The organism is Streptomyces sp. NPDC039736 (assembly GCF_055596485.1).
Genome location: NZ_JBVIUQ010000010.1, coordinates 16,286 through 41,203, shown reverse-complemented (window position 1 = coordinate 41,203; position 24,918 = coordinate 16,286). Strand labels below are relative to the sequence as shown.

Here is a 24,918-nt window from a genome sequence, read left to right as displayed (position 1 = left end):
GCGGCCGTCCGCGCGGGCGCCGGGACACCGATGCGGGGGGCCGAGGCCCGGCATGGCAGTCTTAGACCTGCGTAAGAGCATGTTCAGGGGGTCGCCCGGATCCCCGGGCAGTCACCATCACGTACCAGAGACGTACACGAGGAGCGGTCACAGTGCAGCGCTGGCGCGGCTTGGAGGACATTCCCCAGGACTGGGGACGCAGCGTCGTCACCATCGGCTCCTACGACGGCGTGCACCGCGGGCACCAGTTGATCATCGGGCGGGCCGTCGAGCGCGCCCGCGAGCTGGGCGTGCGGTCGGTCGTCGTGACCTTCGACCCGCACCCGAGCGAGGTCGTCCGGCCGGGCAGCCACCCGCCGCTGCTGGCCCCGCACCACCGGCGCGCCGAGCTGATGGCGGAGCTGGGCGTCGACGCGCTGCTGATCCTCCCCTTCACGACCGAGTTCTCGAAGCTCAGCCCGGCCGACTTCGTGGTGAAGGTGCTGGTCGACAAGCTGCACGCGCGACGCGTCGTCGAGGGGCCGAACTTCCGGTTCGGGCACCGGGCCGCCGGGAACGTGGAGTTCCTGGCCGAGCTGGGGCCGACGTACGACTACGAGGTCGAGGTCGTGGACCTGTTCGTGAGCGGCACGGCGGGCGGCGGCGAGCCGTTCTCCTCCACGCTGGCGCGGCGGCTGGTGGCCGAGGGGGACGTGGCGGGCGCCGCCGAGATCCTGGGCCGCCCGCACGCGGTGGAGGGCGTCGTCGTGCGCGGCGAGCAGCGCGGGCGCGAGCTGGGCTACCCGACCGCCAACGTCGAGACGCTGCCGCACACCGCCGTCCCCGCCGACGGCGTGTACGCGGGCTGGCTGACCGCCGACGGCGAGCGGATGCCCGCGGCGATCTCGGTCGGGACGAACCCGCAGTTCGAGGGCAAGAAGCGGACGGTGGAGGCGTACGCCATCGACCGGGTCGGGCTGGACCTGTACGGGATGCACGTGGCCGTCGAGTTCCTGGCGTACGTGCGCGGCATGGCGAAGTTCGAGTCGCTCGACGGGCTGCTGGAGGCCATCGCGGACGACGTGAAGCAGGCGCGGTCGCTGACGGCGGACGCCGAGTAGGCAGCGGTACGGCGCGAAGGGGCCGCCCGGAATCCTCTCGGAATCCGGGCGGCCCCGTGCGTCTCACCCCGTGTGCACCTCCAGTGCCACCCGTACCGCCGACTCCAGCGCCCCCTCGATCCACGCGGGCTTGACGGACGTGTGGCAGCCCGCGAAGTGCAGGCGGCCCGCGGCGGTGGGGATGTCGGGGAGGAGCTCGGTGTGCTGGCCGGGCAGGAGCACGGACGCCTCGCCGTACGCGTACGGGTCGCGCATCCAGGACTGCGTTCTGCCGACGCCCGTGTAGAACACCTCGATCCGCTGCCCGTACACGTCCTGCACGCCGCCCAGCGCCCGCGGGTAGCGCTCCGCGTCGTCGAAGCAGTCCCACTTCAGCGCGTCGTCGGCCCAGCTGTAGGAGGCGAGCAGCACTCCGCCCGGGCTGCCCGGGACCGGGTGGGAGGGCGCGTACATGAAGCGGTTGGGGTTGTCCGTGGCGGAGCCGCCGCCGATGACCTGTGCCGCCTCGGGCTGCTCGGGCTGCGCGGCCCGGTGCGCCGCGTAGTGCACGCGCTGGCTCGGCGAGATGTGCCCCTCCGGCACCGAGGGGTGGGCGCCCAGCAGGGAGCCGTCGGCGGGCGCCCTGCCGCGCCGGTACTCCTCGTACAGCCCCGGGCGCACCGCGTCCAGCTCGCGCTTCCAGTCGGCCTCGGAGAACTCCCACCACCGGAGGGAGAATTCGAGCAGGACCTTGGTCGCCGAGTCGTAGTGCAGCTCGGTGATCGCGCGCCGCTTGCGGTACGGGAGGGCGGGCGTGAAGGTCACGTGGCGCAGACCGCTGAAGGGGACGGTGAGGACGACCTCGTCGCCGTGGAAGGTCTCCTGCTCGACGGCGGCCCCGTCGCGGCCCTCGGAGACGGTGTGCACGCTCACCCCGCGCTCGCCGTGCTCGACGCGCACCGCCCGGCGGTCGAGCCGCACCGAGTCCCGCACCCGCGCGTAGAGCGCGTCGGCGAAGGTGCCCGAGCCGCCCGGCAGCTCGTAGAACGCGGTGTCCGGGCTGATCAGCGCCGCCGACAGGAAGCTGTGGACGAAGGCGAGGCCCAGGCGAGAGGTGACGTTCTCGACCGTGCCGACCAGGTCGATCGTGGCGGCGTCGAGCCGGGCCTCCTCGGTCAGGAAGCGGTGCATCGAGTGGTGCCCGTACCGCTCCAGCACGGTCGCCCAGCCCTCGACCAGCGCCTCGCCCTGCTTGCCCTCGATGAGCGCGTGCACGGGTCTGAAGGAGTCGCGCAGGATCTGGGACGCCGGTACGGACTCGAAGCGGGCCGGGACGCCGAAGGAGCGGTTGAGGGGGCGCGGGTCCTCGCGGTAGTCGGCGCGGCGCACGCGCATCCCGTTGGCGCAGATCCAGGTGCGCAGGGCCGGCCTGCCCAGGGGGTCCACGTCGACGAGGTGGAACCGGCGGCGCTCCAGGCCCAGGGCTTCCAGGAGGGCGGTGACCAGCGGGTGGCTGCCCGGGATGCGCATCGCGCCGGCCTCGGCGTACTGCTTGGGGTCCGCGAACGGCTGCTCGGCCCCCTCGTGGCCGCCGGTGCGGAAGGTCTTCACCCGGCCGCCGACCCGGTTGCCGTTGGCCTCGATCACGGTGACCCGGTGCCCGGCCCGCTTCAGCAGGAGGGCCGCGGTCATGCCGGCCGGGCCCGCGCCGACGACCAGCACCTTCTTCGGCGCGCGGCGGCTGCGGGGCAGGCCCTCGCCGGACAGGATGCGGGTGTAGCGGGGCACCAGGGGCTGGTTGTCGCCGTCCAGCACGAGGACGGCGCGGGCCACGGCCCGGCAGACGTCACGGGGGACGGGAGCGGCGGCGGGGAGGGGGCCGGCGGGGGCGGCCGGGAGGGCGCCGGAGGCAGTGGGCAGGGCGAGGCCGGCGGCGAGGGCGGCGGTGCCGGTGGCGGCGATGACCGTACGCCGCGAAGGTGGTGTGTTCACGCCTCACACGATCCGGGGCGGGGCGGTGGAGGGGGCCGGGAACACCCGAACGGGTGCGGCCGTTCACCCGTATCGCCCAACGGGGTGCTCCGGCTCGACATGCGGGCCGCGGCGACCTGCGGCAACGTGGGGGGCGTTCCGACATCCCCGTACCCCTGGGAAAGGCGAGACCGTGACCGACGCCGAAAGCACTGTTGACAAGCTCAAGGGCAAGGCCAAGGAAGTGGGCGGCCAGGCCACCGGCAACGACCGGCTGGAGAGCGAGGGCCAGACCGACCAGCTCAAGGCGAAGGCCGAGGAACTGGGGAACAAGGCCAAGGGCAAGGTCCAGGGCATCAAGGACTCCCTCACCGGCAAGAAGGACGACGACGCCTGAGGCAGGACGCGCGGAGAGGGCCCCGGTGTGCGCACCGGGGCCCTCTGCCGTGTCCGACGGGGAAACGATCTTCTTCAACACCCTTGTGCTGTAGGTGATTTGGGGATTCCTTTGTGTCCCAGGCCGATCATCGGGGGTGTCATGGCCCTGCCGTCCCGACGCGACCGGGCGGTGCTCGCCTGGCTCACGGAGCACTCCGTCCGCGAGCCGGGCGCACTGCTCGGGCCGCCTCCTCCGCTGCTGCTGCTCGGGGGGCGGGGGAGCGGCAAGTCCGTCCTGCTCGACGAACTCGCCCAGCAGGTGCGGTACGCGCCCTTCGCGCACCTGGACCTCACCGGGCTCGACGCCGAGAACCAGACGGTGGCGGGCCTGCTGGCCCGCGCCGCCTTCCAGCTCCACGAGGCCAAGCCGCAGGTGCCCCGGCTTCCGCTGGGGGCGTTCGCCACCCTCGCGCTGGCGCTCGCCGCCGACCTGGACCCCACCCAGCGGGAACGCGCCGTCCAGCAACTGCGCCAGGCCCTGGACGCCGGACGCGCCCCGTGGCGCTACCGGCCCGTGCTCGACGCCCTGGTGGAGACGCTGGGCGCGGCGACCGGGATGCCCGGCTACGTGATGGGCGTGGTGCCGCTGGCCCGCGGCATGGAGAAGGCCGTGGCGCTGCACCGCACCGACCGGCTCATCCGCAAGGCCGCGAAGGCCTCCGACGAGGAGCGCTCCGAACGGTCCGCCGACTTCCTCGTCCGGCTCAACAACCGCTTCCGGCACGGCTCCGCACGCCACCGGGAACAGGTCGAGGAGCTGCTGGTCGGCGCACTGCTCGGCGATCTGCGGCAGGCGTACGGCGACCAGAACCGCACGCTGCGCTGCGTCCTGCTGCTCGACGACGCGGACAGCGAGGGCGGCGCGGCGGACGCCTTCCTGACCCGGCTGGCGGCCGTCAGGAGCGCGTCCGACCGGCCCGATCCGCTGCTCGTGGTGGCCACCGCCCGCAGCAGGATCGGCGTGCTGACCCGGCTGGAACGCGGCGAGCCCGTGCCGGGCCGCTATCTCGCCGGCTGGGCGGGCGAGGACGAGGAGGAGGCCGGCCCCGGCCGCCTCGCTCCGCTGCACCTGCGCAGACACGGCTTCGGCGAGCTGCTCGCCGCCCAACTGCGCCCCCTCGCCCGGGACGAGGTGCTGGACCTGTGCCGGCCCGTACTGGCGCGGCTGTCGCCCGCCGCCACCCGGGGCGTTCCCCGGCCGGGCCACTGGATGGGCCGGCTGCTGCACGAACTGCTCCGGGGGCATCCGCAGGCGACCTCCGCGGTCCTGGAGAGACTGGAGGAGTTCGACGACGACGAGCCCCTGGAGACCCGGCTGCGGCGCCTGTTCGCCCCCGGGGAGCAGAGGTTCGTCGGCCCGGCGCTCGCCGGACTGGTGGCCGACGCCGGGAACGTGCGGTGGCTGCTGCCGCGCACGGCGGCCGCGTTCACCCCGGGGCGGGCCGTCGCCGCCCCGAAGCTGTGGCTGGGCACCGCCGGGGAGCAACTGCGCAACCGGATCGGCACGCTGGGGATCGACGACCTGTTCTGCGAGCCCCGCGACGTCGACGGCGAGACCGAGACGGTGCTGCCCGATGTCGTACGCCTCCTCCAACTGCGGCTGCTCGCCCGCCACCCGGCCACCGACGACGACGATCCGGCCGGCTGGAACGGCGCCCACCGGGCGCTGCGCGACGCGGCGCAGGAGCGCGCCGCCGGTTCCGGGGTGGAGGCCGGGGTGCGGGACCGGGCGGCCCTGGAGGTCGCCTACCACCGGCTGGCCATGGACGACGTCGCCGGGGCGGCCGCGTACCTGCACGAGCAGTTCCGGCGGGTGGCGGCCGGAACCCTCGCCGTCGAGAAGTGGTGCCGGCTGCTGTCCTGGGTCCAGCGGGCCCCGCGCCGCTGGGTGCCCGGCACCGTGGAACGCACCGCCCAGGAGGAGTACGAGCTCCTCGACGACCGCGTGACACCGGGCGTCCCCGATCCGCAGCGGCCGATCGCCCGGCTGCTCGTCGCGGGGCGGCTGACCCTGCACCCGGAGAGCGATCCGTACGCCCACCTGTGGTCGGACCCGCTCGGTGACCCGAGGGCGGAACTGCACGACACGATCCACACGCAGCTCATGGCACTGCTCGGCCAGGGACTCACCGCCCACCCGATGGGCGTCCTGCAGCGGCGGGCCATGCTCTACCGTCCGGAGAGCCGACCATGGTGAACCCGCTGCCCAACCGCCCGCCCCCGCCGCCGCTCCGGAAGCGCCTCCTGCTCTGGGGACTCGGCCTGCTCCTGCTGCTCGCCACGGCGTGGTGGCTGTTCCTCAGCACGTTGCCGGGCAGCTTCTACGAGCACTTCGACAAGTGCGCGGAGGGGGTGGCGGAGGCCGACGGCGAATGCGTGGGCGTCACCGACGGCGCGTACGTCTTCGACGCGTACCTGGAGGACATCACCCGCCTCATTCACGCCGAGAACCGCAACGTCGAGAAGTCGGGCAAGCCCTGGGTGTCCGTCGCCTACCTGCAGCCCATGACCCTGGCGGCAGGGGACAAGGGACGCGGGTCGGTCCGCCAGGAGCTGGAGGGCGCCCATCTGGCCCAGCACGCCCTGAACCGGCACGCCGAGGGCGGGCGCGGCGAGGAGCCGCAGATCAAGCTGCTGCTGGCCAATCCCGGGACCGGGGCCGAGCACTGGGAACCGCTCACCCGGGACCTGATCGCGATGAAGGGCGACGACGAGCACCGGCTGGTCGGCGTCGCGGGCTTCGGCCAGTCCCTGGAGACCACGAAGAAGGCCATCGACAGACTGCGGGACGCCGGGCTGCCGCTCATCGGCTCCACCATCACCGCGGACGACTTCACCAGCGAAGCCGAACCCGGCTTCTTCCGCGTGGTCCCGCCGAACAAGGACCAGGCGTCGGCGATCGCGAAGCACCTCCGCCGCGAGCAGGACAAGGAATCCGGCCGTCGGGTGGCGGTGATCCGCGACCGCAACCCGGACGACCTCTACGCGACGTCCCTGCACGAGGGCTTCACCCGTGCCGCCGGCGCCCAGGGGCTGCGGCTGCGCGAGCTGGGGCTCGCGTACGACTCGTCCGAGCCCGGCACCCGGGGCGCCTTCTCCGCCATCGCGGACAAGGTCTGCCAGGACCGGACCCAGGCTCTGTACTTCGCGGGCCGGGGGCGGCAACTGCGCGAGTTCGTCGAGGCGATGGCGGCGGCGGGGCGCCGCTGCGCGGTGACGGTCTACACCGGCGACGACGCGGACAGCCTGGACGACGCGGACTGGTCGGCGGAGGACCGCGAGCGGTTCGCCGAGCGGTGGCGCGAGAGCCGTACGACGGTGCGCTTCACGGCGCTCGCCCATCCCGGCCTGTGGGCCGAGGGGTACCCGGGCGGCAAGGACGACCCCTTCCCCGACTTCCAGAAGCGCTACCACAAGCTGACCGGACGCGGCGCCGACCAGTTGTCCAACGGGCAGGGCATCACCGGCCATGACGCCCTCTTCACCATGGGCGTCGCGATCAGGACCGCCGGCCGCGACAGGGTGGAAGCGGGGGCGGTGCGGCAGATGATGCTCCAGATCAGCGGCACCAACGCGGTTCCCGGGGTCTCCGGCCCGATCCGGTTCCTGCCGCGCGGCGACCCGCAGGACAAGCCGCTGCCGCTGGTGGAGATGCGGCCGTCGGGGGAGTACGCGTTCCTGGAGGTCGTGCGTCCGTAACCCAGGGCAGGTGACCCTACGGTGACGCGGTGACACGGCCCTGCGCGGGGCCCCTACCGGGCCTCCCGGCGGGCCGCCGCCCAGTGGCACGCCACCTGCGGGGCCTCCGCGTCGGCGGGCAGGACCGCGAGCTCCTGCGTGCGGCACCGGTCCGCGACGCCCGCCGCATCCGCCTGCCCGGAGGCGAGGACCTGGCAGCGCGCGTGGAAGCGGCAGCCGGACGGGATGCGGGACGGGTCCGGGGGCTCCCCGCCCAGCACGACGGGCTCGCCGCCGGCCTCCGGCAGGACGGACAACAGGGCCTGCGTATAAGGGTGCTGAGGGCGCGTGAGCACGTCCTCCACGGGCCCCGTCTCCACGATCCGGCCGAGGTACATGACCGCCACCCGGTCCGCGATGTTCCAGGCCAGGCCGAGGTCGTGCGTCACCACCAGGGCGGACAGGCCCAGCTCGTCGCGCAGCCCGAGGAGCAGCGCCAGGATCTCGCCCCGCACGGACGCGTCCAGGGACGCCACCGGCTCGTCCGCCACGATGAGCTCGGGCCCCAGGACCAGGGCCCCGGCGATGACGACGCGCTGGCGCTGCCCGCCGGACAGCTCGTGCGGGTAGCGCAGGAAGAACCGCTCGGGCGGACGCAGACCGGCCCGGGAGAGCGCCTCGGCCACCGCCGCGCGCTCGTCGCCCGGGTGACGGTGGATGCGCAGCCCCTCGGCGACCGCGTCGTACACCGTGTGCCGGGGGTTGAGCGACCCGCTCGGGTCCTGGAGGACGAGCTGCACGCGCTTGCGGTACGCCTTGAGGCCGCGCGCCCGGTGGTCCAGCGCCCGGCCGCCGAAGCGGACCTCCCCGCCGGTGGGCCGCACCAGCCCGAGCAGGGCCCGCGCCAGGGTGGTCTTGCCGCACCCCGACTCGCCGACGAGGGCGACGATCTCGCCGGGGGCCAGCTCCAGGTCGACCCCGTCGACCGCCCTCGCGGCAGGCGCCCCCCGCCGGCCGGGGAAGGTGACGTGCAGGCCCCGCGAGGCGAGCAGGGGGGCTCCGGGGGCGGGGGTTTCTGCGGTGGTCATGGGGCGGGGACTCCCTGGGGGGTCGCAGAGGAGACGTGGACGCACGCCGCGTGGTGGCCGGGCGCGGCCTCGCGCAGGGGCTGGTCCTGCTGCGCGCAGGAGGCGAGAGCCACCGGGCAGCGCGGGTGGAAGGTGCAGCCGGAGGGGAGCCGCGACGGGTCCGGCGGGTCGCCCGGCAGGCCGCGCGGGGCGCGGCGGGACGCCGGGTCGCCGATGCGGGGGAAGGCCGCCGACAGGGCCTGGGCGTACGGGTGCCGGGCCGCGGTGTGGACCGTGGCGGCGGGACCCTCCTCGACCACCCGGCCCGCGTACATCACCGCGAGCCGGTCGCAGGTGTCGGCGAGGACCGCCAGGTCGTGGCTGATCATGAGGAGCGAGATGCCCTGGTCGGCCACCAGGCGCTCGATCAGGCGCAGGATCTGGGCCTGGATCATCACGTCCAGTGCGGTCGTCGGCTCGTCGGCGACGATCAGGTGCGGGTCGCAGGCCAGCGACATCGCGATCATCACGCGCTGGCGCTGGCCGCCGGACAGTTCGTGGGGGTAGGCGTCGGCGCGGGCGGCGGGCAGGCCCACCTGCTCCAGCAGGGCCGCCGCGCGCCTGCGGGCGGCGGCCGGGGTGGCCCGGCCGTGCACCAGGAGGGGTTCGGCGATCTGGTCGCCGATGCGGTGCACGGCGTTCAGGGAGTGCATCGCCCCCTGGAAGACGATCGAGGCGCCCGCCCAGCGGACGGCCCGCAGCCGCCCCCACTTCATGGTCAGGACGTCCTCGCCGTCCAGGAGGATCTCGCCGGTCAGGTGCGCGGAGGCGGGCAGCAAACGCAGCAGGGCCAGGGCGAGGGTCGACTTGCCGCAGCCGGACTCGCCCGCCACCCCCAGCTTCCGGCCCGCGGCGAGGGTGAGGTCGACGCCCCGGACGGCGTGCACGTCCGGACCGTACCGGACGTGCAGATTCCGGAGTTCCAGGACGGGTGCGGTGCTGTTCAACGGCTCGTCCCCAGCTTCGGGTTGAGTACGGACTCCACCGCGCGCCCGCACAGCGTGAAGGCGAGCGCGACCACCGCGATGGCCAGCCCCGGCGGCGCCAGGTACCACCAGTGGCCCGACGACACCGCGCCCGTCTCCCGCGCCTCCTGGAGCATGCCGCCCCACGAGACGACGTTGGGGTCGCCGAGGCCCAGGAAGGCGAGCGTGGCCTCGGTGAGGATCGCGGCGGAGATGAGCAGGGTGGTCTGGGCGAGGACCAGCGGCATGACGTTGGGCAGGACGTGCCGGGCCATGATGTGGGCGTGGCCGCCGCCCAGCGCCTGGGCGCGTTCGATGTACGGCCGCGACTCGACGGCGAGCGTCTGGGCCCGTACGAGCCGGGCGGTGGTCGGCCAGGACGTCACGCCGATCGCCAGCACCACCGTCCAGACGCTCTGCGAGAGGACCGTCGCCAGCACGATCGCCAGCACCAGGGCGGGCATCACCAGGAACCAGTCCGTGACCCGTATGACGACGGTCGAGAACCAGCCGCCGAAGTGCCCGGCGAGGATTCCCACCAGCGTCCCGATCGCCACCGACAGCACCGCCGCCATCAGCCCCACCGCCAGCGAGATCCGCGCCCCGTGCAGCAGCAGCCCGAGCAGCGGGCGGCCGTACTGGTCGGTGCCGAGCGGGAAGCGGGAGCTGGGGGACTCCAGCGGCCTTCCGGGCGCCCCGGTGACGTCCTGGACGTCACCGCCCACGAGCAGCGGCGCGGCCAGCGCCGTGGCGGCGATCAGCACCAGCGCGGCCAGCCCGTACAGACCCGCCCGATGCGAGCGGTACTGCCGCCAGAAGCGGGCCGCGGACGTCCGGCGGCGCTGCCAGGCGAGGGAGCCCGGCGGTACGGGCGCGGATTCGGTCGTCATCGGCCCACCCGGGGATCGAGCAGCGGATAGAGGAGGTCCGCGAGGAGGTTCATCAGGATCATCGCCCCCGCGAACACCACGAACAACCCCTGGATCAACGGCAGATCGGGCACCGGGATCGCCTGGTAGAACAGCCCGCCGAGCCCCGGCCAGGAGAACACCGACTCCACCAGGATGGAGCCCGCCGCCACGTGCCCCAGGTTGATGAACACCATGGTGACGGTCGGCAGCAGGGCGTTCGGCACGGCGTGCCTGCGGCGCACCAGCGCGTCCCGCAGCCCCTTCGCGCGCGCCGTCGTCAGGTAGTCGCTGCCCATCTCGTCGAGCAGCGAGGAACGCATCACCAGCAGCGTCTGCGCGTACCCGACCGCGACGAGGGTGAGCACCGGCAGCACCATGTGGTGCGCCACGTCCAGCACGTGCGCGAAGCCCGTCGCGGAACCCGATTCCATGCCCCCGGTCGGGAACAGGCCCGGAATCGGCCCGATCCCCACCGAGAACACGATGATCAGCAGCAGCCCGAGCCAGAACGACGGCACCGACCACAGCGTCAGCGCGACCCCGGTGTTCAGCCTGTCGCCGAGCTGCCCGTGCCGCCACGCCGACCGGGTGCCCAGCCACAGCCCCAGCGCCGAGTAGAGCACCACGGCGACCCCCGTCAGCAGCAGCGTCGCCGGGAACCTCTCCGCGATCAGCTCGCCCACGGGCGCGTGGAACTGGTACGAGATCCCGAGATCGCCGGTGAGCGCCTTGCCGCAGTAGTCGGTGAACTGCTGCCACACCGGCGCGTCGAGACCGAACTGCCTGCGCAGCAGGGCCAGTTGTTCCGGCGACACCGCCCGGTTGCGCGTCATGGCCTTCACCGGGTCGCCCGGGATGATCCGGAAGAGGAAGAAGCTGGTGACGAGCACGGCGAGGATCGAGACGGCCGCGCCGCCCAGCTTCCCCGCCACGTACAGCAGATACGCCGTCCTCGGCCCGGCGGCGGCGCGCGCCAGGACGCCCCGGGAGGGGCCGGGCTTCACCGGGCCGCCGTCGGGCTCCCGCACCACGGCGGGGGAGCTCGCCGCGGTCATGCGGCGCGGCTCGCGGATGTGCGGGTGTTCATGGGGGTGCTCCCGGTTCTGTCGGGGAAGGGGGTCCGGGGCGAGCCCTACTCGCGGTCCTCCGCCGTGGTGCCGCGGCGACGGACGACGACGAAGACGATCGCGAAGACCATCAGCACCGCGGCCCCGACGACGATCCACACGGCGGGCGACGGCCCGGAGCCCCGGCCGGACGCGTCACCGGACGCCGCCGCCGGTTCCGCCGACCACCAGCTCCAGTAGCCGTCCTGGCCCCAGATGTTGCCGCCCGCCGCCGGCATCGTCGTGATCGACGCGATCTGGTCCGTGCGGTACGCCTCCACCGCGTTCGGGTACACCAGCACGTTCATGTACCCGGTGTCGTAGAGCCGCGACTGCATCCGCTTCACGAGGTCGGCGCGCCTGGCCTTGTCGTACTCGACGGTCTGCCGGCCGTAGAGGTCGTCGAACTGCCTGTCGCAGATGAAGTTGTCGGTCTGGCCGGACGCGTCGGGCGTGGCGGGCAGCGCCGCGCAGGTGTGGATCGACAGGACGTAGTCGGGGTCGGGGTTGACCGAGTACCCGTCGAAGGCGAGATCGTACTCGCCGGCCAGCCAGCGGTCCGAGACGCTGTCCAGGCACTCGACCTTCAGCCCGATGCCGAGTTCGCCCCACCACTCGGTGAGGTACTTGCCGACCGCCTTGTCGTTCGGGTCGGTGGCGTGGCACAGGATGCGGAAGTCGAGCGGCCTGCCGTCCTTGCCGACGCGCTTGCCGTCCGCGTTCTTCCTGTACCCGGCGTCGTCGAGCGTCCTGGCGGCGGCGGCCGGGTCGTAGTCGATCCGCTGTCCGGCGGGCGGCTTCCAGTGGTAGTCGGCGAAGCGCGGCGGGAGGTAGCCCTGGCCCTCCACCGCGTGCCCCCGGAAGACCTTGTCGACGATCGCCCTGCGGTCGACGGCCTGGAACAGGGCCCTGCGCACGGCCGGGTCGAGCAGCGCCGGGTGCCCGTCGCCGAACTTCCTGCCCGCCCTGTCCCGCGCGCCCGGGTTGGTCGCCAGCGCGAAGAAGCGGCGGCCCGGCGCGTCGTTGACCTTGATGTCCGGCTCGGACTTCAGGGACGCGGCCTGCGCGGGGGTCAGGCCCTGCACGAAGCCGACCTCGCCCCGGCGCAGCGCGGCGACGGCCGCGTCACCGTCCTTGTAGTACTTCATCGTCAGCTCGTCGAACTTCGGCGCGCCCCGCCAGAAGCTCTTGTTGGCCTTCAGCTTCACGTACTGGTCGGGCTTGTAGCCGGTGATGACGTACGGCCCGTTCCCGACGACGGGAAACGCCTTGTCGTTGTTGAACTTCGAGAGGTCGCCGACCTTCTCCCACACGTGCTTGGGCACGATCGGCACGTCCAGCGCCGTCATCGTGGCCTGCGGCTTCTTCAGCTCCACGACCAGGGTCCGCGGGTCGGGGGCGGTGACCTTCTTGAAGTTGGCGGTGAAGCTGCCGTTCGCGGAGGCGGCGCCCTCGTCCGTCATCATCTTGTTGAAGGTCCAGGCGGCGTCCTCGGCGGTCGCCCGCCTGCCGTCCGTCCACGTCGAGTCGTCGCGGACGGTGTACGTCCACGTCAGCTTGTCCGGCGAGGACTTCCAAGCGGTGGCCAGGGCCGGGATCGTACGGGCGTCCTTGGCGTCGTAATTCGTCAGGTACTCGTACACGAGCCGGTGAATCGTCGTACTGACGAGCCGGGTGGCCAGGAACGGGCTGAGCGAGTCCACGCTCTGCGCGACGGCGATGGTGAGGGACCGCTCGGGGGCTGCGGCCCGGACCTTGGCCGGTGCTTCCGGTGGGGCCGCCGCCGGGGGCAGCGGGGTCGCGGCCGTGGCCAGCAGGGCGAAGACGGCGGCTCCGGCCGCCGCGAGACGGCGGGCGGCCCGGGGACGGGCGGGGTGCGGTGGCGGGGTGTGGGGGGTGCTGCCGGTCGTGGTGCCCTGAGTGTCCATGGCGGGAGCCCTCGCGTCGTCACTGATCCTGTGTGGGCGATTCTCGGGTGGGCGGAGTGGTGTGGCGCAGGTCTACCAGCGCCGTTCCGGACGTGTCAACGGCGTGTCAACTGCCGCGTGGGCTGCGGGAATGGCCCGTTCGGGGTCTTCGGGCAGGCGGCCGTGGAACGCCGGAGGGCCCGCCGCGCGGTCGTCGTGCGACCGTACGGCGGGCCCTCATTGGTCTATACCCCTGACGCCCTACTGCTGAGGGGCCGAAGGCGGCTGCTGGGGCCACCCGGCGGGCGGTACGGAACCGTCCGAGGCGGAGTCGGGCCGCGGCTGCTCACCGGGCGCGGGCACCTGACCGGGAAGCGGCTGGGCGGCGGGGTACGCAGGCTGTCCCGGGGCCGGGTACCCCGGGGTCGCCGACTGCCCCGGGGCCGGGTGGGCCGGTTGGTTCGGTGCCGCGAACTGCTGCTGCCCCTGCGCGAACTGACCCTGCGGCACGGGAGCCTGCGCGCCCGGTGCCGGAGGCTGCTGCCAGCCACCGGGGGACTGGGGCTGCTGCCACGGCTGTGCGGGCTGCGGCTGCTGGCCGGGGAGGGGCTGGGGCTGGGCAGGTTGGCCGGGCTGGTGGCCGGGTTGCCCCGCCTGCTCGCCGGGGTAGGGCTGCTGGGCGGGGAGGGGCTGCTGCCACTGCTGGCCCGGCTGCGGCTGCCCCGGCTGGGCGGGCTGCCCCGGGTGGGCGGGCTGCCCCGGCTGCGGCTGGGCGGCGTACGGCTGCTGGTAGGGGCCGGGCGCCTGCCCCGGGACCTGCCCGGGCATCTGCACGCCCGGCATCGGCGGGGCCAGGTGCGGCGGCGGGTTGCCGTCCGCCGTCCACAGCCCCTGCGCCTGCTGCGCCCGTACGAAGTCCTCCGCGACCAGCGACGACAGGTGGAAGTACGCGTCGCGCGTCTTCGGCCGCATCATGTCGAGGTCGACCTCCGCGCCCGCCGCGAGGTGCTCGTCGAACGGCACCACGACCACGCCCCGGCAGCGCTGCTCGAAGTGCTGCACGATGTCGTCCACCTTGACCATCTTCCCGGTCTCGCGCACCCCCGAGATGACGGTCAGCGAACGCTGCACCAGCTCCGCGTACCCGTGCGCCGACAGCCAGTCCAGCGTGGTCGACGCGCTGCTGGCGCCGTCCACCGAAGGCGTCGAGATGATGATCAACTGGTCGGCCAGGTCGAGGACTCCGCGCATCGCGCTGTAGAGCAGACCCGTGCCCGAGTCCGTCAGGATGATCGGGTACTGCTTGCCGAGCACGTCGATCGCGCGCCGGTAGTCCTCGTCGTTGAAGGCCGTGGAGACGGCCGGGTCGACGTCGTTGGCGATGATCTCCAGGCCGGAGGGGGCCTGCGAGGTGAACCGCCGGATGTCCATGTAGCTGTTGAGGTACGGGATCGCCTGGACGAGGTCGCGGATCGTCGCCCCGGTCTCGCGCCGCACGCGGCGGCCGAGCGTGCCGGCGTCCGGGTTGGCGTCGATGGCGAGGATCTTGTCCTGGCGCTCGGTGGCGAGGGTCGCGCCCAGGGCGGTCGTCGTGGTGGTCTTGCCGACGCCGCCCTTGAGGGAGATCACCGCGATGCGGTAGCAGGAGAGCACCGGGGTGCGGATCAGCTCCAGCCTGCGCAGCCGCTCGGCCTCCTCCTTCTTGCCGCCGAACTTGAAGCGGGACCCGACGGAGGGGTTGCGGCTGCTCTTGGGCTTCTGCTTGTTGTTGCGCAGCAGCCGTTCGGAGGACAGCTCGACGGCGGCGGTGTACCCGAGGGGCGCCCCGGGGTTCGCGGCCTGACGCGGATCGGGCGCGACGGGCCAGGCCGCACCGGTACGGGGGTCGACCGGGGCCTGCGGGGCTGCGGGCTGTGCCGGTGCCTGCGCCTGGGGCGCTTCCGGCTGGGGGAAGCCGTAGCCGCCCTGGGCGGGGGCGCCGGGCTGCGGGAAGCCGTAACCGCCGGGCACCTCATGGGCGGCGGGAGCGGCACCCGGCACGGCGAAGGGAGGCTGCGGCGCACTCGGGGCCGCGGGCGGCTGCACGGGCTCGGGCGTACCGGGCTGAGCAGGCGGCTGTACGGGCTCGGGCGCGCCGGGAGTGCCGGCTGCCGCCGGGGCGGGCGCGGCGCCGGGCTGCGGGAACCCGTACCCGCCCTGCGGTGCCGACGGAGCGGGAGCCGGCGCGGCGGCCTGGGGAGGCTGCGTGCCGAACACCGGTTCGGCGTGCCCGCTCTGCGACGGAAGCGCGGCGGACGACTGCTGCGCCCCCGGACCCGGAAGCTCCGGGGCGGGCGGCTGCGGTGCGAAGGGTTCCGCCGTGGGCGGCTGCGGGGCGGGCGATTGCAGTGCGAAGGGTTCCGCCGCAGACGGCTGCGGCGCGGGCGGCTGCGGTACGGGGTGGCCGCCCTGCGGCACAGCCGGATCGACGGCCTCGGGCTGCGGGAACCCGTACCCTCCCGGTTGCTGCGGAATGGCGGCGTCCTCCGGGAAGCCGGACGACACCTGCGCCCGCTGGCCCGACGACTCGCTCGACGGCGCGGGCGTCGGCCAGGCGGACGGCGCGGGGGCCGGGGCCTGCGCGGGGGCGGGCCACTGCGGGGCGGCGGTGGGCGCCGCGGGCCGGAAGGACGGCGGAAGCGGCGGCAGGCCGCTGCTCTGCGCGGGAGCGGGCGGGGTCCAGGGCTGGAGGGCGGGTTCCCCCGAGGGCGGGGTGTCCCGCGGCTCGTCCGCGGGGAGCGCGGGCCGGTCCTCCGGAACGGCGTCGGTGATGCCGTCCTCGGGCTCGTCCGCGCCGTCGCCCGTCCGGGCGTCGGCACCGGCATCCGTACCGCCGTCCGCGCTGTTGCCCGTACCGCTGTCCGTACCGCCGCCCGTGCCCGCGTCCGCGACCAGGCCGGCGGACGCGTCGGCCACGGCGTCGTCCTCGGCCTCGTACTCCTTGTCGCGTCCGGCGGTGTCCGTACCGGTGGCGTCGTCGGAGGGGAAGCCGTGCGGGACGGAATCACGGGGCTCGACGGAGTCGGTGCCGGACTCGGCCGGGGCCTCGTTCAGGATCGCGTCGTCGCCGCCAACGCCCTTGCCAGTCAGGGAAGTTGCCGCATCGTGCCCGGCGTCCACATCCGCGCCGGGGCTCCCGTCGGCACCGTCACCTGCGGCCTCCCCGCCGTCCTCCGCGGACGTGTCCTCGGCGGCCTCACGTTCGGCCAGCTCCCGCTTGAGGGCGGCGGGGGAGAAGCGCATGGTCGCGTTGCTCTCCAGGTCCCCGCCCCCGAAGGGCTCGGCCACCGCACCCGCCGCCGGCTCCTCCCCGGAACCGGAACGCGCACCCGACGCGTCCGACGCGTCCGCGTTCTGCGTGTACCAGGCGGGCGGGGTGTAGTCGATGGTGAACTCGCCCGTCCGGTCGGCCCGCTCGGCCTCCGCGTCGGGCGACTCCTCGACGGGCGGGCTGACGGGCACGTTCCAGCCCTCGCGGATCTCGTCCCGCTCGCTGTTCACATTGCCTCCTGCTGTGGTCGAGCACCCTGGTGCCGTGTGTGCTGGGTGGGGTGACCGCTTCCGTCGTCCGATCCGCTCGGCGCTTCCCCGTGTCCTGCCGTCGTACGGGGGCGCGGCCGGTCCGCGGCCCACTCCGCACCTGCGGAACGGGAGCGCCTGCCGGGCCCGTGCGTCAGCCTAGTCGTCGCCCCTGCCCGTACGGCAGGCCCGCTCACCCGACGAACCGCGCCCCCGCCGCCACTTGACGCCCACGCGTGACCCGGCGGCACCACTCCGTGACCACCAAATCGGCCGCAACTCGACATCTCCGCACGGAAGGTGACCCGGCCCACGCACCCCGTCCCGCTTCCCAACAATCAGATGTCGGCACGTGCGGCAGGACGCGGGACCCGTGGCCCACCGCGCACGCACAACCCGCCCGCCCATCCAGCTACCCACCCACCCGCCCGCAACCGGAAGGGGGCGGCCCCGGAAGCCCCTCCGGCGGCCGCCCCGGCCCTCCACGGCTACGTGAGGTCGAACTCCCCGTCCCGCGCGCCCAGGACGAACGCCGTCCACTCCGCCTCGGTGTACCGCAGCACCGTCCCGGGGTCCGTCGACGAGCGCATCGCGACCGCGCCGCCGGGCAGGTACGCGATCTCCACCCGCTCCTCGGCGTCCTCGGTGCCGGGCGCGCCGAGCCACTCCACATCCGAGATGTCGAGGGCGTAGAGCTCGTCCTTCTCCTGCTGAGTTCCCATTCCGCTGTCCCCTTCGTCACGTCCACTCGGCTCAACCGTCGCCCTCGCGGGCGCCGTTGCCTAGGCCATGGTGCCCGATGGACGGGAGGGGGATCGCGCCATTGTCCGCAGGGGCCCGGTCCCCGGCGGGATCCATCCGGCGCGGCGGCCCGAGCAGGGCCGACTCCGAGGGGTCCGGTGCGGTGGTGACCCAGTGGCGCTCGGGGCCGTCGGCGCACCACAGGGTGACCCCGTCGGCCAGACCCGGCAGGGTGTCGCGCTCCGTGGGGGAGAGGGCCAGGAGACGCCCCAGGTGTTCCGCCTCCTGCGGGGAGACCCGCTGCACGCCCACCAGCGCCGCGTTCCGCACCAGCCCGGGAGCCACCGGACTCAGATAGGGCAGCAGCGTCAGTACCGACTGCCAGGGCGCGGGCGCCACCCGCCCCCGCGGCGGCCGCATCCCGCAGTCCCGCACGACCAGCACCGGACACCCCTCGCCCGCGCCCGCCGCCGGCACCCGCCCCACCCCGCACACCTCCGCGCCGGCCGCCTCCGCGACCCCCGCCCACAGCCCCGCCCGGCCCGTCTCGACCACGACCCGCACCCCGCCCCGCGCGGCCCGCAGCGCCAGGACCTGCGCCGTCCACACACCGCCGATCAGCACCACGTCGTACGGAACGGACCGGTGCGACCCGAGCAGCAGCAACCGCCCCCGCGCGTCGACCCCGACGGGAACACCGTCGCCCCCGACCGGCAGCCCACGGCCGAAGGAAGCGCGATTCCGGCTGCCGCGCGCCCCGAACAAGCTCCTCACCGCCCACCCCCGAGCGGCAGCGTGGCCAGCAGTCCGGGAAGCTGTTCCCGGTCCATCCGTACGAGATCCAGCCGCGCGGCCCGGAACCCGCGCGCCAACTCCTCCCGTACGCGGTCGAGTTCGGACTTCTCCGCGCAGGTGACCCGCACGTGCCCCTCGGCGCCCGCCTTCCTCGCACCCACCCCGCCCACCACTCCCCGAGCCCTCCGGTGTCGCAGCGTCAGGCTCACCGTGGCCGCCACCGCCGCCTCCCCGGGCAGCGCCGCGGCGAGCGCCATGGCATCCCGCGGATCTCCCCCGAACGCGTACACGGTGTGCGCCCGCCCCTCGCCGCACCAGGCCCGTACGGACTCCTCGCCGCCCACCGCGAGCCCCGGCCCGCCGCACCGCGCCGCGCCCAGCGCCGAGTCCAGTCCCGGCTGGTCCAGCACCGTGGCCCGCAGCCCGTGCACCTCCGTCAGCCGGCTCGCCACCTGGTCGGCGGCCCGCACCAGACACCGCTGCGCCCCGCCGGGCCCGCCGCCGCGCGCGGCCACCGCCTCCGGGCACAGTTCCGGCTCCAGCCGCAGCGCCACCCACGTCGCCCGCACCACGGGCGCGCCCCCGCCCGCGCGCGTGCCCCCGGCCGCCCCCGCGCCCCGGACCGCAGCCGTGCCCGCCGCCGCGCCCCGCACCTGCTGCACCACCTGCGCCGACGCCAGGACGACGTCGTCCACCTCCAGCGCCCCGGCGAGCAGGTCCCACGGCAGTTCCGCCGCGCCGTCCGCCGGGCGCAGTCCTGCGTCGGAGACCTCGACCCGTACCACCGCCGTCAGGAACGTTCCGTCGCCCACCATCCCGACCTCCCGGGCCCCCGCCGGTCCGCGCCGTCTCTCGTACGCGTACCGGTCGAGCCCCGCACAAGCGGAATCCCCGCGCCGCCGCCGGGCCCGGAACGCGGCCGCCACCGCCAGCCACCCGAACACACTCCGCCCGCCCCGGCGCAGCACGACCAGCGACACTCCCGCCGCCCCGGCCGCCACCCCCGGCACGGTCCAGGCCGGGCCGCCCGCCGCACCTGCCGCGGCCACCGCGACGGCGCCTTCGCAGAGCACCAACTCCCGTACTCCGAAAGACCTGTTGAGCCCGCGCACCCTCGCCCCCATCGCCGTACCGCCTCCTGCGGCCGTAACCCCCGCTTCCGCACGGGAGTTGACGGAGCGTTCACCCTATCCGAGCTGTGAGTGACCGAATTCGCGGTTCGGGGCGGCGGGGGAGGGGTCCGAAAGCGGCGACCGGGGGAGAGTGGCGGCGGTCCGATGGCATCACGACGGGACGAACTCAACGCGTACGTCTTCGCGAAGCGGAGGCTGGTCGCACAGTTCCTGCGCCCCACCTCGACCGGCTCGGACGAGGGCGCCCCCCGCCCGCTGCGAGCCGTTCTGCCGGGGGTGCTGGCGGGGGCGGTGGGACTGGCGGGGTTCGGGGTGTGGGGGCTGCTGAGCCCGATGGCGCCACCGGGCTGGCAGGCCCCGTACGCGAACGTCATCGTCGCGAACCCGTCCACCACCCGTTACGTGGTGCTGCGGACCAACGGGAAGGCGCAGCTCCACCCCGTCCTGAACATGGCGTCCGCCCGGCTCCTCGTGGACACGCAGGGCAGGAGGGGCCAACTCGTCATCAGGGTCGCCGATCGGCTCATCGACGAGGCGGAGAAGCTGCCGCGCGGCCCCGCCGTCGGCATTCCGTACGCACCGGACCGCCTGCCCTCCCGGAGGGAGGCGACCACCCCCAAGCGCTGGGCGGCCTGCGACCGTCCCGTGCCCCGGGGCGAGGACGTCCGGACGGCGGTCTTCGTCTTCTCGGCACGGGACGAGGACAAGCTGAAGCGGCCCCGACTGCTGCACGGAGGCCAGTTGTTGTACGTACGGAGCACGGCCGAGGGGGGCGGGCACCACGTGGTGGACGCCACGGGCACGGCCTACCCCATCGACCACACGGACGGCCTGCTGCTGAGGCTCGTCGTGGGCAGCGGGAGGGCGCCGCAGCCGGTTTCGCGCGAATGGCTCGACACGCTCCACGCGGGTAGCCGGATCACGATGCCCCCGGTGCCCGGAGCCACCCGACCCTCCCGCGTCCGCCAACTGCCGCCGCAGGCCCGGCGGATCGGCACGGTCCTGCAAGCCCGCGAGGGCGGGAAGCGCCAGCGGTACGTCGTCCTCGCCGACCGGATCGCACCCGTCACCGATTTCGTCGCCGCGCTCCTGCTCGGCAGCGACGCGCTCAGGGCCATCCCGCAGACCGAGCCCATCGCGGCCAGGATCCCCTCCACGGGCGCCTGGTTCCGCCCGTACGGAAAGGGACGGTGGCCCGACTTGGCCCCCGCCGCCCGCCCCGCCTCCGCCACCGTCTGCTCCGTCCTGCACTCCGTCGACAGGGCCACCGGCCGGACCACCCTCGGCGTCTGGTCGGGCCCCGGCTTCCCCCGCCCCCTCCCCGGCCCCACCACCCCCTCCTACGTCACCCCCGGCTCCGGCCAGCTCTACCGCCAGTTCACCGGCGACCGGACCGACGTGGGCCCCGTCTTCCTCGCCACCGACGCGGGCTTCCGGCACAGCATCCAGACCAGGGGCGGCGCCGAACCCGGCGACACGGGCCACCGCGACGGCCCCGACCCCGCGGCGAAGGGCGCGCCGAAGGCCGCGGTGGACCTCCTCGGCTACTCCGACGCCTCCTACATCCCGGTCCCCATGGCCTGGTCCTCCCTCCTGCCGACCGGCCCCCGCCTGTCGACCGGCGCGGCGGTGCAGGTGCAGGGCCCGTGAGCCGCACCCGGAACACGTACCGGGGCACGGCGCTCCGCTGCGCCGCGACGTTCGCGCTCGCGGTGCTCTGCCTGCCGTCGGCGCAGGCGCGCGGCCAGTCGGAGGCCACGGCCGGCCAGGAACCGTGCACCGTCGGCTCCGCGCCGTACGGCGGCCGCCCCTGGTCCCTGCGACGCCTCCCGCTGAACGAGATCTGGGAGAAGTCGACCACGCGGGGCAGAGGCATCCGTGTCGCCGTCATCGACACCGGCGTGGACGCGCGGCACCCCCAGCTCCGCGACGCGGTCGACCCGTCCCGCGGCCGCACCCTCCCGCTCCGGGGCGTCCCCCACGGCCCCGTCACCAACGGCACCCACGACGAGGTCGGCCACGGCACCGAGGTCGCCGGGATCATCGCCGCCCGCCCCCGCCCCGGCACGGGCTTCGTCGGCCTGGCCCCGGAAGCCACGATCATCCCGATCGACCAGAACGACGCCCGGGGCGGGGGCACCCCGGCAACCCTGGCGCAGGCCATCGAGCACGCCATGGCCCAGAACGCCGACATCATCAACATCTCCCAGGACACGGCCGACACCACGGACCCGCCCGGCCTGGAACGAGCCGTGCGGGCCGCCCTCCGCGACGACATCGTCGTCATCGCCTCCGCCGGCAACAGCGGCTCCGACGGCACGGCGAAACGTACCTACCCCGCCTCCTACGACGGCGTTCTCGCCGTCGCCGCCGCCGACCGCGACAACGAACGCGCCCACTTCTCCCAGACCGGCGACTTCGTCGGCATCGCCGCCCCCGGCACGGACATCGTCTCCACCTTCCCCGGCGGCGGCCACTGCACCGACAGCGGTACGAGCTTCTCCGCCCCGTACGTCGCCGGACTCGCCGCCCTCCTCAGGGGCAAGCACAGGGGCTGGACCGCCGCCCAGGTCGTCACCCGGATCCAGCAGACCGCCGAACGCCCGTCCCCGGGCCCCGACGCCCTCCTCGGCTGGGGCGTCGCCGACCCCCTGCGCGCCCTGACCGACGACGCCCGCCCCGCCGCCGGGCGTGCGCCCCGCGCGCGGACGCCCGACCCGCTGCACGCCCCCAGTGGCGAGACACCGCAGGAACGGACCGTACGCCTGGCGGTGTACGTCGTGACCGCCGGCGCGGTGGCGCTGGCGACCCTGACGGGCACCGCCGTGGCGGTACGGGACGCGAGGCGCCGCAGGAGGACGCCGCAGGACCCGGGAACCTGACGCCACCCGCCGAACGGCAGTCGCAATACGCCCCGCGCCCCTGCCCGCGGGCACCGGCCCGCCACCCCGACCACCGCCCCTGACCAGCCACTTGGCCGCATCCGCCACCCCGGTCCGATGGCACGCTCAACCGATCGGCACCACCCCTACCTCCGGGACGAAAGGAGCCCCGTGCGCGACGGAGACCGCACTCCCGCACCGGCCGCCCCCACCGCACCGGCCGCCCCCACCGCACCGGCCGCCCATGCCGCACCGGGGGGCGGCCTCGGCGGCGACCTCGCCCGGGGCGCGGACGCGCTGCGCCGCTTCCGCACCCACGTGCACACGCTGCTCGCCACGTTCGAGGACGGCCCGGCGGGCCCGGGAAGGCCGGCGGCCCACCGCCTCACCCGCGCCGACCTGGGGGCACCCGGCACCTCCTTCCCGGAGGCCGACGACCTGCACGCGCAGTACCGCCGTGCGCACCTGGGCCTGGTGAAGCTCTCCCGCTCCCTCACCGAACAGATCGAGTACCTGTCGATCGCGGTCCATGGCGCGGAGATCGGCTTCGACAACCTGGAGGAGGACCAGCGCCGGCGCTTCTGGTCGATCCGGTCCCGTACGGAACACGAAGGACGGGCCGACGCATGACGAGCGGCTTCGAGGACCAGCCCCTGAACACGATGATCGACCTGGTCGACGCCGCGAACCCGCGCGCGGTGGCAGGCGCGGCCCTGGCACTGACCGGGGTGCGCGCGGCCTTCGCGGACGTGGCGGTCGAACTGCGCCGCCGCCTGGACGCGGTGGCGTGGAAGGGCGAGGCGGAACGGGAGTTCCGCCGCTTCGGCGCCCGCCTGGCCGACCACGCGGACGACCTGGGCAGGTACGCGGGCATCGTCGCCGGCCAACTGGAGGAGGCCGCCGGGGGCCTGACGTCGGTACGGAACTCCATGCCGCCGCGGAGCACGACCCCGGACGGGGGCCTGCCCGGCGGACCGGCGGAACCGCACCGGCAGGAGGCGGTGAACCAGCTCAACCGGCTGGCCTCCTTCTACGCGGTGGCGGGCGCGAACCTGGCCTCGGCGGAACCGCCCGCCTTCGTCCCCGACCTGCGGGCAGACGTCCCGCGACCGGCCTCACCCGGAGCCGCCGCCGCGCCTTCTGCGCCGACGGGCGCGGGCGGCATGGGCGGTCCGGGTAGTGCGGGCGGCGCGGGTGGTTCGGGCAGCGGTCCCGCCGCATCGGCCGACCCCTCCGGAACGGTCCCGTCGGCCCCCCGCACCGCCCCGCACGGGTCCGCTCCGGGCTGGGGCGAGGTCGCCACCCGGGACGACCTGACCTCGGCGGGCCCACCGCACCGGGCAGCCCCCGCACCGCTCGCCCCGGCCGCGCCCGCCGAGTCCGCGCCGCCGACGGCCATGGAGCTCAACAGCGTGTCCCCGGGCGCGCAGCCGGTCCCGCCGCCGGCCGCGTCCGCCCAGCCACCGGGCCCCGCCCCGGCCCCGGCGCAGCCGCTCCCCGGGGCGATCTCCGGAGGGGTCGCCGTCCCCCTGCTGACCCGCGCGGTGCCTTCCGGGTACGGAACGCCCGCGCCCCTGCCCCCCACCGCCGTCCCCGGCTCCGCCGCGACCCCGGCCGGGAGCAGCGGGCCCGCCCCGGCCGCCCCGCTCCCGCGCGCCCTCCCCGGCATCCCGGGAATCACGGGCGGCATCCCCGCGCGAACGGCGACGCCCACCCCCCGCCCCGCCTTCACCCAGGGCGGCGCGGGCCTGGTGCGCTCCCGGCCGGCCGCCGCCTCCCGCACGGGCCGCCGTGCGACGCCGCCGCCCCGGGCCACCGAGGACACCTCGACCTGGACCGCGGGCCGGCCCCCGGCCACCCCCGCGGTCATCACCGCCCCGGCGGACCCCCACCACCCGCACTGAGGAGGAGACCCCACCCATGGCAGTCCAGAAGGTCAACGGAGTCGCGCTGGCGCAACTCCAGACGGAGCTCAACCAGAACTTCCAGAGCGTGAAGGGCCAACTCCACGCGCTGCACGCCACGATCGACGCCCTGGAAGGGCAGTGGAAGGGAATCGGGGCGGGCGCCTTCAACACCAAACAGGCGCAGATCAACCAGAACATGGTCCGCATCGGCAAGCTCCTCCTGAAATTCCAGGAGGCGATCGAAGCGGCCCGCACGATCTCGGGAAACACGGAGGACGACGTCCTCGCCGCGATGCGCGGAATCGACGTGGCCCCCGGCTACCAGGGAGGCGGCACCACACCCCCCGCACCCCCTTCCTCGTTCTCCCGCTACTGACCCACCGGCCTCCACCCACCCGATCCACCTTGAGGAGCACCGCCATGCCCGCCAACGACGGCACCATGCTGGTCACGTACGCGGCTCTGGACGACGCGGCCCGCGCGATCCAGACCCAGGCGAACCGCCTGGACCAGAGCCTCGAGGCCATCAGGACGAAGATCTCCGCCGTCTCCGAACTCTGGGCCGGCGACGCCCGCGAGGCCTACAACACGGCCCAGGCCCAATGGGACCGCGAGGCGAAGGCCATCCACACCTCCCTCCTCCAGATCTCCCGCGCCGTCCAGAACGCCGCGCCCGCCTACCGTGAGGGCGACCGCAAAGCCGCCCAGGGCTTCCTGTAG

Annotated in this window: 20 protein-coding genes; 10 read left to right on the top strand and 10 right to left on the bottom strand. The window is 74.6% G+C overall.

From position 1 onward, the window contains the following. The first annotated feature begins 152 nt into the window (after positions 1 to 152). Positions 153 to 1,100, top strand: coding sequence for a bifunctional riboflavin kinase/FAD synthetase (locus ACZ56L_RS27820; protein WP_345220131.1), 948 nt, complete (start codon positions 153 to 155; stop codon positions 1,098 to 1,100). Positions 1,101 to 1,163: 63 nt separating this feature from the next. On the opposite strand, the gene ACZ56L_RS27815 is transcribed toward ACZ56L_RS27820, so the two are convergent. Continuing rightward, on the bottom strand, positions 1,164 to 3,071 hold the full coding sequence (locus ACZ56L_RS27815) for a flavin monoamine oxidase family protein (protein WP_345220132.1): 1,908 nt from the start codon (positions 3,069 to 3,071) through the stop codon (positions 1,164 to 1,166). 172 nt (positions 3,072 to 3,243) lie between these two features. On the opposite strand from ACZ56L_RS27815, the gene ACZ56L_RS27810 reads away from it, so the two are divergent. The 3 genes from ACZ56L_RS27810 to ACZ56L_RS27800 all read left to right on the top strand — a co-directional run bounded on the left by ACZ56L_RS27810 (position 3,244) and on the right by ACZ56L_RS27800 (position 7,187). Next, complete coding sequence (locus ACZ56L_RS27810) at positions 3,244 to 3,447, top strand: CsbD family protein (RefSeq protein WP_345220133.1); 204 nt, start codon at positions 3,244 to 3,246, stop codon at positions 3,445 to 3,447. 141 nt (positions 3,448 to 3,588) lie between these two features. Then, positions 3,589 to 5,685: a hypothetical protein gene (locus tag ACZ56L_RS27805; RefSeq protein ID WP_471067077.1), complete on the top strand. Its 2,097-nt coding sequence runs from the start codon at positions 3,589 to 3,591 to the stop codon at positions 5,683 to 5,685. Next, positions 5,679 to 7,187, top strand: coding sequence for an ABC transporter substrate-binding protein (locus tag ACZ56L_RS27800; protein WP_468691366.1), 1,509 nt, complete (start codon positions 5,679 to 5,681; stop codon positions 7,185 to 7,187). Before ACZ56L_RS27805 ends, ACZ56L_RS27800 begins: the two co-directional genes overlap by 7 nt. Before the next feature lie 53 nt (positions 7,188 to 7,240). On the opposite strand, the gene ACZ56L_RS27795 is transcribed toward ACZ56L_RS27800, so the two are convergent. The 9 genes from ACZ56L_RS27795 to eccE form a co-directional block, all read right to left on the bottom strand. Beyond that, a complete protein-coding gene (locus ACZ56L_RS27795) occupies positions 7,241 to 8,254 on the bottom strand; it encodes an oligopeptide/dipeptide ABC transporter ATP-binding protein (protein ID WP_468691368.1) in 1,014 nt (337 codons plus the stop codon). Beyond that, on the bottom strand, positions 8,251 to 9,240 hold the full coding sequence (locus ACZ56L_RS27790; RefSeq protein WP_345220137.1) for an ABC transporter ATP-binding protein: 990 nt from the start codon (positions 9,238 to 9,240) through the stop codon (positions 8,251 to 8,253). The genes ACZ56L_RS27795 and ACZ56L_RS27790 overlap by 4 nt, the downstream gene beginning before the upstream one ends. After that, positions 9,237 to 10,148: an ABC transporter permease gene (locus ACZ56L_RS27785; RefSeq protein WP_471067074.1), complete on the bottom strand. Its 912-nt coding sequence runs from the start codon at positions 10,146 to 10,148 to the stop codon at positions 9,237 to 9,239. Before ACZ56L_RS27785 ends, ACZ56L_RS27790 begins: the two co-directional genes overlap by 4 nt. Further along, positions 10,145 to 11,224, bottom strand: coding sequence for an ABC transporter permease (locus tag ACZ56L_RS27780; RefSeq protein ID WP_468691371.1), 1,080 nt, complete (start codon positions 11,222 to 11,224; stop codon positions 10,145 to 10,147). Before ACZ56L_RS27780 ends, ACZ56L_RS27785 begins: the two co-directional genes overlap by 4 nt. Positions 11,225 to 11,301: 77 nt before the next feature. After that, positions 11,302 to 13,203 (bottom strand): ABC transporter substrate-binding protein, encoded by a 1,902-nt coding sequence (locus ACZ56L_RS27775; RefSeq protein ID WP_471067072.1) that lies wholly within the window; start codon positions 13,201 to 13,203, stop codon positions 11,302 to 11,304. 240 nt (positions 13,204 to 13,443) lie between these two features. Continuing rightward, entirely contained in the window at positions 13,444 to 16,722 is a 3,279-nt protein-coding gene (locus ACZ56L_RS27770) for an SCO5717 family growth-regulating ATPase (RefSeq protein WP_471067070.1), read from the bottom strand. 506 nt (positions 16,723 to 17,228) lie between these two features. Next, positions 17,229 to 17,462 (bottom strand): DUF397 domain-containing protein, encoded by a 234-nt coding sequence (locus tag ACZ56L_RS27765; protein ID WP_345220142.1) that lies wholly within the window; start codon positions 17,460 to 17,462, stop codon positions 17,229 to 17,231. 31 nt (positions 17,463 to 17,493) lie between these two features. Continuing rightward, positions 17,494 to 18,255: a hypothetical protein gene (locus tag ACZ56L_RS27760; protein WP_471067068.1), complete on the bottom strand. Its 762-nt coding sequence runs from the start codon at positions 18,253 to 18,255 to the stop codon at positions 17,494 to 17,496. Beyond that, positions 18,252 to 19,400: a type VII secretion protein EccE gene (gene eccE / locus ACZ56L_RS27755; protein ID WP_471067066.1), complete on the bottom strand. Its 1,149-nt coding sequence runs from the start codon at positions 19,398 to 19,400 to the stop codon at positions 18,252 to 18,254. The genes ACZ56L_RS27760 and eccE overlap by 4 nt, the downstream gene beginning before the upstream one ends. Before the next feature lie 153 nt (positions 19,401 to 19,553). Here eccE and eccB point away from each other — a divergent pair, with 153 nt between their 5' ends. The 6 genes from eccB (at position 19,554) to ACZ56L_RS27725 (ending at position 24,918) form a co-directional block, all read left to right on the top strand. Beyond that, positions 19,554 to 21,059 (top strand): type VII secretion protein EccB, encoded by a 1,506-nt coding sequence (gene eccB, locus ACZ56L_RS27750; RefSeq protein WP_471067064.1) that lies wholly within the window; start codon positions 19,554 to 19,556, stop codon positions 21,057 to 21,059. Then, complete coding sequence (mycP, locus tag ACZ56L_RS27745) at positions 21,056 to 22,291, top strand: type VII secretion-associated serine protease mycosin (RefSeq protein ID WP_468691382.1); 1,236 nt, start codon at positions 21,056 to 21,058, stop codon at positions 22,289 to 22,291. The genes eccB and mycP overlap by 4 nt, the downstream gene beginning before the upstream one ends. A gap of 171 nt (positions 22,292 to 22,462) precedes the next feature. Continuing rightward, entirely contained in the window at positions 22,463 to 22,921 is a 459-nt protein-coding gene (locus tag ACZ56L_RS27740) for a hypothetical protein (protein WP_471067062.1), read from the top strand. Beyond that, positions 22,918 to 24,195, top strand: coding sequence for a hypothetical protein (locus ACZ56L_RS27735; RefSeq protein WP_471067060.1), 1,278 nt, complete (start codon positions 22,918 to 22,920; stop codon positions 24,193 to 24,195). Before ACZ56L_RS27740 ends, ACZ56L_RS27735 begins: the two co-directional genes overlap by 4 nt. Positions 24,196 to 24,211: 16 nt before the next feature. Then, positions 24,212 to 24,574, top strand: coding sequence for a WXG100 family type VII secretion target (locus ACZ56L_RS27730; protein ID WP_345220149.1), 363 nt, complete (start codon positions 24,212 to 24,214; stop codon positions 24,572 to 24,574). A gap of 44 nt (positions 24,575 to 24,618) precedes the next feature. After that, entirely contained in the window at positions 24,619 to 24,918 is a 300-nt protein-coding gene (locus tag ACZ56L_RS27725) for a WXG100 family type VII secretion target (RefSeq protein WP_345220150.1), read from the top strand.

What these genes read in the sequence shown, in the direction of transcription:
- ACZ56L_RS27805 (WP_471067077.1), top strand. Translation starts at nt 3,589, where the DNA reads ATGGCCCTGCCGTCCCGACGCGACCGGGCGGTGCTCGCCTGGCTCACG.
- ACZ56L_RS27800 (WP_468691366.1), top strand. Translation starts at nt 5,679, where the DNA reads ATGGTGAACCCGCTGCCCAACCGCCCGCCCCCGCCGCCGCTCCGGAAG.
- ACZ56L_RS27795 (WP_468691368.1), bottom strand. Translation starts at nt 8,254, where the DNA reads ATGACCACCGCAGAAACCCCCGCCCCCGGAGCCCCCCTGCTCGCCTCG.
- ACZ56L_RS27785 (WP_471067074.1), bottom strand. Translation starts at nt 10,148, where the DNA reads ATGACGACCGAATCCGCGCCCGTACCGCCGGGCTCCCTCGCCTGGCAG.
- ACZ56L_RS27780 (WP_468691371.1), bottom strand. Translation starts at nt 11,224, where the DNA reads ATGACCGCGGCGAGCTCCCCCGCCGTGGTGCGGGAGCCCGACGGCGGC.
- ACZ56L_RS27775 (WP_471067072.1), bottom strand. Translation starts at nt 13,203, where the DNA reads ATGGACACTCAGGGCACCACGACCGGCAGCACCCCCCACACCCCGCCA.
- ACZ56L_RS27765 (WP_345220142.1), bottom strand. Translation starts at nt 17,462, where the DNA reads ATGGGAACTCAGCAGGAGAAGGACGAGCTCTACGCCCTCGACATCTCG.
- eccE (WP_471067066.1), bottom strand. Translation starts at nt 19,400, where the DNA reads ATGGGGGCGAGGGTGCGCGGGCTCAACAGGTCTTTCGGAGTACGGGAG.
- eccB (WP_471067064.1), top strand. Translation starts at nt 19,554, where the DNA reads ATGGCATCACGACGGGACGAACTCAACGCGTACGTCTTCGCGAAGCGG.
- ACZ56L_RS27735 (WP_471067060.1), top strand. Translation starts at nt 22,918, where the DNA reads ATGACGAGCGGCTTCGAGGACCAGCCCCTGAACACGATGATCGACCTG.
- ACZ56L_RS27730 (WP_345220149.1), top strand. Translation starts at nt 24,212, where the DNA reads ATGGCAGTCCAGAAGGTCAACGGAGTCGCGCTGGCGCAACTCCAGACG.
- ACZ56L_RS27725 (WP_345220150.1), top strand. Translation starts at nt 24,619, where the DNA reads ATGCCCGCCAACGACGGCACCATGCTGGTCACGTACGCGGCTCTGGAC.